Source organism: Streptococcus sp. 3613 (assembly GCF_013277375.1).
Classification (GTDB): domain Bacteria; phylum Bacillota; class Bacilli; order Lactobacillales; family Streptococcaceae; genus Streptococcus; species Streptococcus pseudopneumoniae.
Map to the genome: position 1 here is coordinate 1 of NZ_VMMV01000079.1, position 12,849 is coordinate 12,849.

The window sequence follows — 12,849 nt, forward strand, 5'->3', positions numbered from 1 at the left end:
GAACACAAGGGAAATTATGCTTATCGTCGGATTTATTTAGAACTAAGAAATCGTGGTTATCTAGTAAATCATAAAAGAGTTCAAGGCTTGATGAAAGTACTCAATTTACAAGCTAAAATGCGACAGAAACGAAAATATTCTTCTCATAAAGGAGACGTTGGTAAGAAGGCAGAGAATCTCATTCAACGTCAATTTGAAGGCTCTAAAACAATGGAAAAGTGCTACACAGATGTGACAGAATTTGCCATTCCAGCAAGTACTCAAAAGCTTTACTTATCACCAGTTTTAGATGGCTTTAATAGTGAAATTATCGCCTATAATCTTTCAACTTCACCCAACTTAGAACAAGTACAAACAATGTTGGAACAGGCATTCACAGAGAAATGCTACGAGAATACGATTCTCCATAGTGACCAAGGCTGGCAATATCAACACGATTCTTATCATCGGTTCCTAGAGAGTAAGGGAATTCAAGCATCCATGTCACGCAAGGGCAACAGCCCAGACAACGGTAGGATGGAATCTTTCTTTGGCATTTTAAAATCGGAAATGTTTTATGGCTATGAGAAAACATTTAAATCACTTAATCAATTGGAACAAGCCATTATAGACTATATTGATTATTACAACAACAAGAGAATTAAGGTAAAACTAAAAGGACTTAGCCCTGTGCAGTACAGAACTAAATCCTTTGGATAAATTAATTGTCTAACTTTTGGGGTCAGTACAGAAAATCCTTGGTCGTATGCGTTTTATTATGGGAAAATGTACTTGACCTCTGTATTTCATTTTGAAAATGACAAAATCCTGAGTTTAGAGTTCTCAGGATTTTTCGTTTACTGTTGTGGTTGTTGTTGAGGGGTCTGTGGAGCTGGAGTTTGATTGGCTCCGGGTGTATTTGGTGCTTGGTTTTGACCATTGGTACTAGCATCAGGACTTGTAGTTGGTGCTAGGCTAGTAGAGCCTTCTGTACTTGTTGAGGAGTTTTCGGTTGAAGATGATTGGGATGTTGTTTCAGTCCAAGTCGGTCTTGCTCCATTTTGGAAAACAAACTGCCCATTTCGATAGATACCATCTGGTATATTCCAATCCTCTGGATTGCTTCCTTCAGACAGGTAGGTCATCATAGAGCGGTAAACTTTGGCAGCGACCGTAAGGCCATTGCCTACAAGTGGTGTCAGACGGTTAGAATAGCCTGTCCATACAGCCATTGAATATTTACGCGTATAGCCAGCAAATAGTTCATCAGGTGCTACAAACTGAGAGGTCTTGATGTGGTTTTCAATTTCCTCGTCTGTATAGTTAGAGGTTCCTGTTTTACCAGCCTGAGGGAGCCAAGCAAGATAGGCATTTCGTCCAGTTCCATAAGTCAAGACTGTTTTCATCATGTCGGTCATCATATAGGCTGTCGTTTCCTTCATGGCACGAGTTCCGACATTAGAGAGCTCTTTTTCACTCCCATCACTAAAGACGACTTTATGGATATACATTGGCTTATAGTAAGTTCCACCATTTGCAAAGGCAGCGTAAGCAGCAGCCATCTTTTCACTACTTGCTCCATATTTTTTGTCCGATTCGGTTGTGTTACTTGAAATGGCATTTGAGTAGTGAAGACTTGGGTAGTCGATTCCGAGACCATTTAGGAAAGTCTTGGCGCGGTTGAGTCCGACCTTGTTTAGCGTTTCCACGGCTGGGACGTTTCGCGATTGTTGCAGGGCGTATTGCAAGGTGATGTTGCCAAAGTAGCCCCTATCCCAGTTATAGACAGGGGTATCTGTCCCAGGATAGTTATAGGGCTCATCGTGAACGATAGTAGCAGTTGAATCGTAGACACCGTACTCCAAGGCAGGAGCATAGTCTGTGATCGGTTTCATAGTTGATCCCCAGTCGCGGTTTGTTTCCACTGCTTGGTTAATTCCGAAGGAAACATTACTTGACTGATGTCGTGCTCCTAGCTGGGCAATGACTTTACCGTTAGAAACATCGACAATGGTAGAAGCGACTTGCAATTCATCGTCTGGATAGGCAACGTATTCGTCTGTATTGTAAATATCCCACAGATGTTTTTGAGCTTCTTGGTCTACATTTGTGTAGACATCCATCCCAGTTGTGAGCAGGTTATAGCCTGTTTCTTCTTCAACTTGATTGATGACTTCCTTGAGGTAATTATCCATGTAAGCAGGGTAATTACTTGCTGATTTGAGACTTTGTAGTCCATCAGTAATTGATGTGTTGACTGCTTTCTCATACTGTTCAGCAGAGATGTAGCCTTGATTTTTCATTTCAGATAAGACCAAGTTTCGGCGGTTTTGGGCTGCTTCTGGATGTGAATAGGGGTCATATTGGTTTGGTGCCTGAGGCATTCCAGCCAGCAAGGCTAACTGAGGTAAACTTAAATTATTGAGGTCTTTACCATAGTAGTTTTGAGCGGCTGTCTGCATTCCATAGTTGCCATTAGACATGTAGACCTTATTTATATAGTAGGTCAAGATTTCTTGCTTGGTTGCTTTTTGTTCTAACTGAATCGCTAACCAAGCTTCCTGAGCCTTACGAGAAATAGTCTGGTCGGAAGTCGAGGTTGAAAAGTAAGTCAACTTAATCAACTGTTGGGTGAGAGTTGATCCACCTTGGAGGGAATTGCTTTGCAGATTGCGCAAGAAAGCTCCCAGGATACGGATGGTATCAATCCCCCTGTGGTCGAAGAAGCGATGGTCTTCGATAGAAACGATTGCCTTAACCAAATCTGTGGGAATATCATTAGCTTGGGCATTGACGCGGCGTTCAGAACCCAAGTCAGCAATGAGTTGATTTTTATTGTCGTAGATTTTACTAGAGGTTGTTGCAACTAGTTTACTCTCGGATAGGCTAGGAGCCTTGCTAACGTAGTAGAAAAAAACTCCTCCGCCTAAGACAATGGCTGCGATAACCAAGCTTAAGAAGCTAATGCTCAGATACTTGATTAGGCGCAGAATCGTTGGTTTGTTCATCTTGTTTTACCACCTAATAAATGTTCTTTGATAACATTGAGATAAGGAATTTGAGGGAAGGCACTAGCCTTGATTTCATATCCATATTCTCGAATATATCCAAGTGGCATTGATTTTTGCCCCTTATCTTGATGATAGAAGCGAATCAAATCGAATGCCGGCAATAAGTAGGTTTCTTGCTGAGAAGAAAAGTGAAGAAGGACAAAGCAGATTCCTTGTTGGGCAAGGACTTGTTCCATATGCTGAATCTGATGTGGATGAAAATTTTTCATCGGAATCGCACGTTTTTGTTTTGTTTCCTTGGCTTCAAAGTCGATGTAATATCCATTATAAACGCCAGAATAGTCCGTCGTTGAAGCTTGTCGAAAATAGGCTTCAACAATCTTGGCACGACTTCGTTGTGGATAGTCCACTCGTACGATTTGAATAGGGGTTGGTTTCTTGTGTATAACAGCCAAGCCCTGAGACAAATAGTAGTCGTTGGTAGCATTGATCATCTTTTCAAAAGACATTCCTCGATTTGCGAAATTTTTGGGTTGAGAAAGAGATGTTTGTCTTTTTTGTGATGAAAGTTTATGTGGATAGTTGACCATAATTCTCCTTATTGGTACAATAACATCACTTTATTATACCATAAATTTGCACAGAAAGGGTTAAAAATGGCTATAGCTTTTATCACAAGATATTTTTTCGCTTCATTCATATTCAGTTGGATCCTTTTCATATGACTATTCTACCAAATGGGATATTTTCACGTTCGATTTACTAAAGACATTATCACATTCGAATCACAACGTAGTATAAAAAATATAAATATCATTTGATTTAATTTTATAAATGTTATATAATGATGTCGAAAGCGCTTTACAAACAAGATATAATCTAGAGTCGTAATTATATAGGCTTGATTTTAGCTTTATTGTTTTATTGATTCGGAACATTCTTCTAGTAATTAACTACAGACTGATTAAACTTGGGATTGAAATTATCTCCATACTTATATATTTTGAAGGAATCTCTATGAAAGACATTATTCGGATACTATCTATTGGCTTTTTATGGATTCTGTTGATAGCAAATGTAGTGCATGCAGCAACTGCGATTACTTATAATGGACAGGGAATAAGAGGTCAATATTCAATACAAGCTTGGTACACTAACCGTAGAAGAACCTATACTGTTAATCATAACCAAACTCCTAGACCTGGGAGTGGGAACGTAGGGTTTAGAGTTTCTGTTGTGAGTCGTTCATGGATTGGTGGTAAAATATATGCATCATCTGTTTATTATGGAAAAACTAGTGGAACAATTAGTGTTGATCTAAATTCAGGTACTTATGGATTATATTTCAATACTGAGGATAGAGGTTTATATAATATTTCAGGTAGTGTGACTTATTAATTGAGTATTTATTTGGATAAGTCTTTTATTAACTATTTTATAATTTTTTAGTTTAATACTCTTCCTTACTAATCATATCAATTGGTTTTTATAGTAAAATGAAACTAGAATAGTACAACATAATTTCTAAAGCATTGTTAGAAATTAATTTGAATGCCTCAAATGATTTATCCTCATCTTATTTCAATTTACTATAGTTTCTTTGTGAGTTTTGATGTAGAAAAGTATTTTGTGATGGATTATAAAGATTGAATAGATATAAGTTATTTTAAAACATACTTTTAAAGAGAATTTGGTAATAATAAGTGAATTATTATCAATTAAAAATAAGTTTGGTAAAAAATCTTTACAATCAGAAAAACCGAATATTATCACGATTTTAAAATCTTTGATCATATACGGTTTATTATTGAAATATTTGTTTTCTCTTAAAATTGATGCTTTTATAAAATTAAAAAGCAATATAGGTAGTAGATATTTTCATAGATTTGTTACTGATTTTGTCAGTATTATCTACAACCTCAAAAAAGGATACTATTCAAACTGTGCTTAGTTCTTTTGTTTTCTGTTTACTATGAGTTTTCACCTGGCCTTCTTTAAAATCAAAGTTTACATGTTTTGTTGACAGTTTGCGTAATAAACATCGGAGTTTAAATATATACTTTAAACAAATGCCTATCATTAGTACATATTATAAAAAATGATGCTCTTTCTGATTTTAAAGGAATGTAAATAGAATATCTAAGATTTGTAGTTTTATTTTATGTAATGAATTATCTTTTTTCCTAATCTGCTATCATGGATATTGCTTCCAATTATAAAACCTATTGTGTTTGTAAATATATCTCCTATATCAAAGAATCCGAGATGAAATACATATTGTGAGGTTTCTATTATTGTTATGAAAAAGATAAAACGCATGACTGTTTTAAAATTAAATTTAAATAATCCTCCTATTGGGATAAAAATTACAATATTTAAAAGAGGAATTGTTGAATCAATTAAAAGTGAATCTTTGATAAACTCAACGAGATTAAAGTTAACTCCCTGAATACCTAAATTTTTAAAAAGTAGCGAATAAACAAGAATTAAACAGTAAAGAAAATAAGATATTCTTATCAATCTAGTATCAAGTCTGTGCGTATAGCTAGATCTTAGGAAAGTGAATAAAAACAATGTTAGAATTAGAATGATGAATAGAGGTCTCCAGAAATCAGAGCCACCGGTAGGAAAACTAAAGATAGAGATGAATTGGAAGTAAAGGTATTCCATAAAAAACCATCTACAAATTAGGAAGGAAATAGCTAAATTTAAAAAATCAAGTATATATATTTTTTTCATTTTATAATCTCCTAAATTTCATTTATATACCATATTATATCATAAATTTGCACAGAAAGGGTTAAAAATGGCTACAGCTTTGGTTTTAGGCTATTCTGCTTTTGATTTGGGTTTGTCTTCTGACAAGGATCCTCGTCTTAAATTGATAAAAAAAGCAATACGTAAAGATTTAGAGGCTATGGCAGCAGATGGGGTGGCTTGGCTTGTGTTTACAGGAAGTTTGGGTTTTGAATATTGGGTTTTAGAGGTTGCTCAGGAGATGAAAATCGAATACGGTTTCCAGTTGGCGACCATTTTTGCTTTTGAAGCCCATGGGGAAAATTGGAATGAAGCCAATCAGATGAAACTGAGCCGTTTTAAGCAGGTAGACTTTGTCAAATATGCTTATTCTCGCTATGAACACAAGGGGCAGTTAAGAGATTATCAGCAGTTTTTACTGGAAAATACGAATAGTTCCTATCTTTTTTATGATGAAGAAAATGAAACGAAATTAGCTTATTTTTACCAAAAGATGAAAAATCAAGAGGACTATTTTATAAAGAGATTAACATTTGATCAATTAAATGAACTTGCTGAAAATTTTTCCGAAAATTGAAGCTTTGACCTTGATTTTTGTTTGCCTTTTTTTATATAATAATACTAGCAATCGAGAATGGAGAGAGACATGGCAAGTATTATTTTTTCAGCAAAAGATATTTTTGAACAAGAGTTTGGGCGTGAAGTCCGTGGCTATAGTAAGGTAGAAGTTGATGAGTTTTTAGACGATGTCATCAAGGACTATGAAACCTATGCTGCCTTGGTCAAGTCACTTCGTCAGGAGATTGCGGATTTGAAGGAAGAATTAACTCGTAAACCGCAAGTGAGCTCGGCTCCAAGTCCTAGTCACCCAGATCCAATTGATGTGGCTGCTTCATCTTCTATGACGAATTTTGATATTTTGAAACGCTTGAATCGTCTTGAAAAAGAAGTATTCGGTAAACAAATTTTAGACAATACTGATTTGTAATTCAGGTCTTGTTACATGCAATTTTTGGATAATCGCGTGAGGAGAATTGCTTCTCATGAGGAAAGTCCATGCTAGCACAGGCTGTGATGCCTGTAGTGTTTGTGCTAGGCGAAACCATAAGCCTAGGGACGAGAAATCGTTACGGCAGTTGAAATGGCTAAGTCTTTTGATAGGTCAGAGTAGGCTTGAAAGTGCCACAGTGACGGAGTCTTTCTGGAAACGGAGAGAGTGGAACGCGGTAAACCCCTCAAGCTAGCAACCCAAATTTTGGTCGGGGCATGGAGTACACGGAAACGAACGTAGTATTCTGACTGCTATCAGCTGGAGCTGTTAGTGGTAGACAGATGATTATCGAAGGAAGTGGTCCTAGTCACTTCTGGAACAAAACATGGCTTATAGAAAATTGCATATAGGTTGGGGCTGAGAAATTTTCTCAACCTCATTTTTTAAAGTGGACATATAGAAAGGTCTTGTAAGACTGTAACATGAAAAAAGAATTTAATTTAATTGCAACTGTGGCAGCAGGTCTTGAAGCTGTTGTAGGACGAGAAGTGCGAGAGTTGGGCTACGATTGTCAGGTTGAAAATGGTCGTGTTCGTTTTCAAGGAGACGTGAGAGCTATTATCGAAACCAACCTCTGGCTTCGGGCAGCAGATCGTATCAAAATCATCGTAGGAACGTTCCCAGCTAAGACTTTTGAAGAGCTGTTTCAGGGAGTTTTCGCCCTAGATTGGGAAAATTATTTACCACTTGGAGCTCGGTTCCCGATTTCAAAAGCCAAATGTGTTAAATCTAAACTTCACAATGAGCCCAGTGTTCAGGCTATTTCTAAGAAAGCTGTTGTCAAGAAATTGCAGAAACACTATGCTCGCCCAGAAAGTATTCCACTGATGGAGAATGGCCCAGAGTTTAAGATTGAGGTCTCTATTCTCAAAGATGTGGCAACTGTCATGATTGATACGACCGGGTCTAGTCTCTTTAAACGTGGCTATCGTACCGAAAAAGGGGGAGCCCCTATCAAGGAAAACATGGCGGCAGCTATTTTACAACTCTCTAACTGGTATCCAGACAAGCCTTTGATTGATCCGACCTGTGGTTCGGGGACTTTCTGTATTGAGGCAGTTATGATTGCTCGAAAGATGGCACCAGGACTTCGTCGCTCTTTTGCCTTTGAGGAATGGAACTGGATTAGTGATCGCTTGATTCAAGAAGTGCGTACAGAAGCGGCTAAAAAAGTAGACCGTGAGCTGGAACTGGATATTATGGGCTGTGATATTGATGCTCGCATGGTGGAAATTGCTAAGGCCAATGCCCAGGCAGCTGGTGTTGCAGGAGATGTTACCTTTAAGCAGATGCGCGTGCAGGATTTACGTTCCGATAAAATCAATGGTGTGATTATTTCCAATCCGCCTTACGGGGAGCGTTTATCAGATGATGCAGGAGTTACCAAGCTCTATACTGAGATGGGGCAAGTATTTGCACCACTGAAAACTTGGAGCAAATTTATCCTGACTAGTGATGAAGCTTTTGAAAGTAAGTATGGTAGCCAAGCAGATAAGAAGCGTAAGTTATACAACGGAACCTTGAAAGTGGATCTGTATCAATATTTTGGTCAGCGTGTCAAACGGCAAGAGGTAAAATAGAAAGGGATACTCATGAGTAAAAAAAGACGAAATCGTCATAAAAAAGAAGGCCAAGAACCGCAATTTGATTTTGATGAAGCAAAAGAGCTAACAGTTGGTCAAGCTATTCGTAAAAATGAAGAAGTGGAAGCAGGAGTCTTGCCTGAGGATTCCATTTTGGACAAGTATGTTAAGCAACACAGAGATGAAATTGAGGCGGATAAGTTTGCGACTCGCCAATACAAAAAAGAGGAGTTAGTTGAAACTCAGAGTCTGGATGATTTAATTCAAGAGATGCGTGAGGCTGTAGAAGAGTCAGAAGCTTCTTCGGAGGAAGTTCCATCTTCTGAAGACATCTTACCACCCTTGCCTCTGGACGATGAGGAGCAAGGCTTGGATCCTCTATTGCTAGAGGATGAAAATCCAACAGAAATGACTGAAGAAGTGGAAGAGGAGCAAAACCTTTCTCGTCTGGAACAAGAAGACTCAGAAAAGAAAAGCAAAAAAGGCTTTGTTTTGACCGCTTTGGCGCTTGTATCAGTAATTATCTGTGTCAGTGCTTATTATGTCTATCGTCAAGTGAATCGCTCGACCAAGGAAATTCAGACTTCTCAATCAACCACAAACACGCAGGCAGAAGTGGAAGAATTTAATAATTTATATGATGCTTTCTACACAGATAGTAATAAAACGGCTTTGAAAAATAGCCAGTTTGATAAACTGACTCAACTCAAAACCTTGCTTGATAAACTGGAAGGTAGTCGTGAACATACGCTAGCCAAATCTAAGTATGATAGTCTAGCAACGCAAATCAAGGCCATTCAAGATGTCAATGCTCAATTTGAGAAACCAGCTATTGTGGATGGTGTCTTGGATACCAATGCCAAAGCCAAATCGGATGCTAAATTTACGGATATTAAAACTGGAAATACGGAGCTTGATAAAGTGCTAGATAAGGCTATCAGCCTTGGTAAGAGCCAGCAAACAAGTACTTCTAGCTCAAGTTCAAGTGAAACTAGTAGCTCAAGCACTAGTCAAACAAGCTCAAATACGACTAGTGAGACAAGCCCAAGTAGTTCAAATGCTGCCTCAAATGAGACTAGAAGTTCTCGTAGCAAAGTCAATATGGGCGTATCAAGTGCGGGTGTTGCTGTTCAAAGAAGTGCCAGTCGTGTTGCCTATAACCAGTCTGCTATTGATGATAGTAACAACTCTGCCTGGGATTTTGCGGATGGTGTCTTGGAACAAATTCTAGCGACTTCACGATCACGTGGCTATATCACTGGAGACCAATATATCCTTGAACGTGTCAATATCGTTAACGGCAATGGTTATTACAACCTCTACAAGCCAGATGGAACCTATCTCTTTACCCTTAACTGTAAGACAGGCTACTTTGTCGGAAATGGCGCTGGTCATGCAGATGACTTGGACTACTAAGCAGTCGTTACAAAATTCTTTCTTTTCAAAAGTAAAAATGATAAAATAAAATAAATGAAACAAGAGGAGTGTCAAATGACAAAAGCTAACTTTGGTGTCGTAGGTATGGCCGTAATGGGTCGTAACCTTGCCCTTAATATTGAATCTCGTGGTTACACAGTTGCTATTTACAACCGTAGTAAAGAAAAAACGGAAGATGTGATTGCTTGCCATCCTGAAAAGAACTTTGTACCAAGCTATGACGTTGAAAGTTTTGTAAACTCAATCGAAAAACCTCGCCGTATCATGCTGATGGTTCAAGCTGGACCTGGTACAGATGCTACTATCCAGGCCCTTCTTCCACACCTTGACAAGGGTGATATCTTGATTGACGGAGGAAACACTTTCTACAAAGATACAATTCGTCGTAATGAAGAATTGGCAAACTCTGGTATCAACTTTATCGGTACTGGGGTTTCTGGTGGTGAAAAAGGTGCCCTTGAAGGGCCTTCTATCATGCCTGGTGGACAAAAAGAGGCCTACGAATTGGTTGCAGATGTTCTTGAAGAAATCTCAGCTAAAGCACCAGAAGATGGCAAACCATGTGTGACTTACATCGGTCCTGATGGAGCTGGTCACTATGTGAAAATGGTTCACAACGGTATCGAGTATGGTGATATGCAATTGATTGCAGAAAGCTATGACTTGATGCAACACTTGCTAGACCTTTCTGCAGAAGACATGGCTGAAATCTTTACTGAGTGGAACAAGGGTGAATTGGATAGCTACTTGATCGAAATCACAGCTGATATCTTGAGCCGTAAAGACGATGAAGGCCAAGATGGACCAATCGTAGACTACATCCTTGATGCCGCAGGTAACAAGGGAACTGGTAAATGGACTAGCCAATCATCACTTGACCTTGGTGTGCCATTGTCGCTAATTACTGAGTCAGTATTTGCTCGCTACATTTCAACTTACAAAGAAGAACGCGTGCATGCTAGCAAGGTTCTTCCAAAACCAGCTGCCTTCAAATTTGAAGGAGATAAGGCTGAATTGATTGAAAAAATCCGTCAAGCCCTTTACTTCTCAAAAATCATCTCATACGCACAAGGTTTTGCGCAATTACGTGTAGCTTCTAAAGAAAATAACTGGAACTTGCCATTTGCAGACATCGCATCTATCTGGCGTGATGGCTGTATCATCCGTTCTCGTTTCTTGCAAAAGATTACAGATGCTTACAACCGTGATGCAGACCTTGCCAACCTTCTTTTGGATGAGTACTTCTTGGATGTTACTGCTAAGTACCAACAAGCAGTGCGTGATATCGTAGCTCTTGCAGTTCAAGCTGGTGTGCCAGTACCAACCTTCTCAGCAGCTATTACTTACTTTGATAGCTACCGTTCAGCTGATCTTCCAGCTAACTTGATCCAAGCGCAACGTGATTACTTTGGTGCCCACACTTACCAACGTAAAGACAAAGAAGGAACCTTCCACTACTCTTGGTATGACGAAAAATAAGTAGGTCTGCCATGGGGAAACGGATTTTATTACTTGAGAAAGAACGAAATCTAGCTCATTTTTTAAGTTTGGAACTCCAAAAAGAGCAATACCGAGTTGATCAGGTTGAGGAGGGGCAAAAAGCCTTCTCCATGGCTCTTCAGACAGACTATGACTTGATTTTATTGAATGCTCATCTGGGGGATATGACAGCCCAGGATTTTGCAGATAAGCTGAGTCGAACTAAGCCAGCCTCAGTCATCATGATTTTAGATCATTGGGAAGACTTGCAAGAAGAGCTGGAAGTTGTTCAGCGTTTTGCAGTTTCATACATCTATAAGCCAGTCCTTATCGAAAATCTGGTAGCGCGTATTTCGGCGATCTTCCGAGGTCGGGACTTCATTGATCAACACTGCAGTCTGATGAAAGTTCCAAGGACCTACCGCAATCTTAGGATAGATGTTGAACATCACACGGTTTATCGTGGTGAAGAGATGATTGCTCTGACTCGCCGTGAGTATGACCTTTTGGCGACACTTATGGGAAGCAAGAAAGTTCTGACTCGTGAGCAGTTGTTGGAAAGTGTCTGGAAGTATGAAAGTGGGACCGAGACAAATATCGTAGATGTCTATATCCGTTATCTACGTAGCAAGCTTGATGTAAAAGGTCAAAAAAGCTACATTAAAACCGTGCGTGGTGTTGGTTACACCATGCAAGAATAGAAAAGCAGTTGCAGTTGTGTAACTGCTTTTTTCAAATGGAGAAAGGGATGTCTTTCCGTTTTTTTCTTTGTATAGTGGATTGAAACTAGAATGGTACACCACAACTGCTAAAACTTTTCTAGAAATTAATTTAACTTTCCTAATCGATTTGTTCACATCTTATTTCAATTTACTATATTGACAGGGACGAACAGATGTGTTACAATTTTTTTAGGAGGATAAAATAATGAAGAAAACATTTTATCGCAAATTCGGTATTTCAATTATTGCGGGTACTTTATTAGCTAGCCTGCTATCGACAGTATCTGCTTTGACTGTTATTTCAAGTACAGGCGAGGAGTATGAGGTAAGTGAAACATTACAAGAGAGTCCAGGAACTAATAATTTTTCACTTCCCGATGTTTCACCGACTTATGGTCAATATTATACAAATCAGTCAGAAGTCATTATTGGTAAAAATGATTTAGTTAAGGTAAAAAATACTTTACAATATCCTTACTCTACATCAGCTTATGTAGAGTAAGAATTTCGTGGTGTGAAAAATGGTAAAGATGTAACTTATCGAGGGAGTGCCAATTTTATAAAGGATAATGTCCTTATTACTGCTGCTCATAATATTTATAAACATGAGTTTGGTAAAGATGCAGAAGAACTATATGTTACTCCTGCTCGTACTCCAAATAGTGTGCCGTTTGGTCGGATAAAAGTAAAAGAAGCTCGCTATTTAAAAGAATTTCGAAATACTGATCCAGATGAGCTTACTACCTATGACTTAGCAGTTTTAATTTTGGAAGAACCGATTGGCGCTCAATTGGGGACGTTAGGACTTCCCAATAATTTAGAAAATACTA

Annotated in this window: 11 protein-coding genes, 1 other RNA gene and 1 pseudogene; 10 read left to right on the forward strand and 3 right to left on the reverse strand. The window is 38.4% G+C overall.

What is annotated here, in order from left to right:
- Positions 1-699, forward strand: a 699-nt coding sequence (locus HT708_RS09095) for an IS3 family transposase (protein ID WP_172926286.1), incomplete at its 5' end; no start/stop codon positions are given.
- Between the two features lie 137 nt (positions 700-836).
- On the opposite strand, the gene pbp1a is transcribed toward HT708_RS09095, so the two are convergent.
- Both pbp1a and recU read right to left on the reverse strand, forming a co-directional pair.
- Positions 837-2,987 carry a penicillin-binding protein PBP1A gene (pbp1a, locus tag HT708_RS09100; RefSeq protein ID WP_172926287.1) on the reverse strand — a complete coding sequence of 717 codons (2,151 nt, stop codon included), beginning with the start codon at positions 2,985-2,987 and terminating at the stop codon, positions 837-839.
- Complete coding sequence (recU, locus tag HT708_RS09105; protein ID WP_023934044.1) at positions 2,984-3,580, reverse strand: Holliday junction resolvase RecU; 597 nt, start codon at positions 3,578-3,580, stop codon at positions 2,984-2,986. Before recU ends, pbp1a begins: the two co-directional genes overlap by 4 nt.
- Before the next feature lie 427 nt (positions 3,581-4,007).
- Between recU and HT708_RS09110 the strand changes: the two genes are divergently transcribed.
- Positions 4,008-4,388 (forward strand): hypothetical protein, encoded by a 381-nt coding sequence (locus tag HT708_RS09110; protein ID WP_023934045.1) that lies wholly within the window; start codon positions 4,008-4,010, stop codon positions 4,386-4,388.
- 756 nt (positions 4,389-5,144) lie between these two features.
- Here the strand turns inward: HT708_RS09110 and HT708_RS09115 are convergent.
- The gene (locus HT708_RS09115; protein ID WP_000725526.1) at positions 5,145-5,729 is read right to left on the reverse strand and encodes a VanZ family protein; all 585 of its coding nucleotides are present in this window, start codon (positions 5,727-5,729) and stop codon (positions 5,145-5,147) included.
- A 67-nt stretch (positions 5,730-5,796) separates the two neighbouring features.
- Here HT708_RS09115 and HT708_RS09120 point away from each other — a divergent pair, with 67 nt between their 5' ends.
- The 8 genes and pseudogenes from HT708_RS09120 to HT708_RS12215 form a co-directional block, all read left to right on the forward strand.
- Positions 5,797-6,324, forward strand: a complete 528-nt coding sequence (locus tag HT708_RS09120; protein WP_172926288.1) for an SLOG family protein — start codon at positions 5,797-5,799, stop codon at positions 6,322-6,324.
- A gap of 69 nt (positions 6,325-6,393) precedes the next feature.
- Positions 6,394-6,735: a cell division regulator GpsB gene (gpsB, locus tag HT708_RS09125; protein ID WP_000146532.1), complete on the forward strand. Its 342-nt coding sequence runs from the start codon at positions 6,394-6,396 to the stop codon at positions 6,733-6,735.
- A 20-nt stretch (positions 6,736-6,755) separates the two neighbouring features.
- Positions 6,756-7,136: RNase P RNA component class B (gene rnpB / locus HT708_RS09130), an RNA gene on the forward strand.
- An 84-nt stretch (positions 7,137-7,220) separates the two neighbouring features.
- Entirely contained in the window at positions 7,221-8,378 is a 1,158-nt protein-coding gene (locus HT708_RS09135) for a class I SAM-dependent RNA methyltransferase (protein WP_050208660.1), read from the forward strand.
- A gap of 12 nt (positions 8,379-8,390) precedes the next feature.
- Positions 8,391-9,797, forward strand: a complete 1,407-nt coding sequence (locus tag HT708_RS09140; RefSeq protein WP_023938812.1) for a cell division site-positioning protein MapZ family protein — start codon at positions 8,391-8,393, stop codon at positions 9,795-9,797.
- Between the two features lie 75 nt (positions 9,798-9,872).
- Positions 9,873-11,297: an NADP-dependent phosphogluconate dehydrogenase gene (gene gndA / locus HT708_RS09145; protein ID WP_138703175.1), complete on the forward strand. Its 1,425-nt coding sequence runs from the start codon at positions 9,873-9,875 to the stop codon at positions 11,295-11,297.
- An 11-nt stretch (positions 11,298-11,308) separates the two neighbouring features.
- Positions 11,309-11,998, forward strand: coding sequence for a response regulator transcription factor (locus HT708_RS09150; protein WP_000518020.1), 690 nt, complete (start codon positions 11,309-11,311; stop codon positions 11,996-11,998).
- A gap of 226 nt (positions 11,999-12,224) precedes the next feature.
- Positions 12,225-12,849, forward strand: a pseudogene (locus tag HT708_RS12215) (serine protease); the annotation flags it as partial.

Coding starts and splice junctions, on each gene's coding strand:
- pbp1a (WP_172926287.1), bottom strand. CDS start 2,987: ATGAACAAACCAACGATTCTGCGCCTAATCAAGTATCTGAGCATTAGC.
- recU (WP_023934044.1), bottom strand. CDS start 3,580: ATGGTCAACTATCCACATAAACTTTCATCACAAAAAAGACAAACATCT.
- HT708_RS09110 (WP_023934045.1), top strand. CDS start 4,008: ATGAAAGACATTATTCGGATACTATCTATTGGCTTTTTATGGATTCTG.
- HT708_RS09115 (WP_000725526.1), bottom strand. CDS start 5,729: ATGAAAAAAATATATATACTTGATTTTTTAAATTTAGCTATTTCCTTC.
- HT708_RS09120 (WP_172926288.1), top strand. CDS start 5,797: ATGGCTACAGCTTTGGTTTTAGGCTATTCTGCTTTTGATTTGGGTTTG.
- gpsB (WP_000146532.1), top strand. CDS start 6,394: ATGGCAAGTATTATTTTTTCAGCAAAAGATATTTTTGAACAAGAGTTT.
- HT708_RS09135 (WP_050208660.1), top strand. CDS start 7,221: ATGAAAAAAGAATTTAATTTAATTGCAACTGTGGCAGCAGGTCTTGAA.
- HT708_RS09140 (WP_023938812.1), top strand. CDS start 8,391: ATGAGTAAAAAAAGACGAAATCGTCATAAAAAAGAAGGCCAAGAACCG.
- gndA (WP_138703175.1), top strand. CDS start 9,873: ATGACAAAAGCTAACTTTGGTGTCGTAGGTATGGCCGTAATGGGTCGT.
- HT708_RS09150 (WP_000518020.1), top strand. CDS start 11,309: ATGGGGAAACGGATTTTATTACTTGAGAAAGAACGAAATCTAGCTCAT.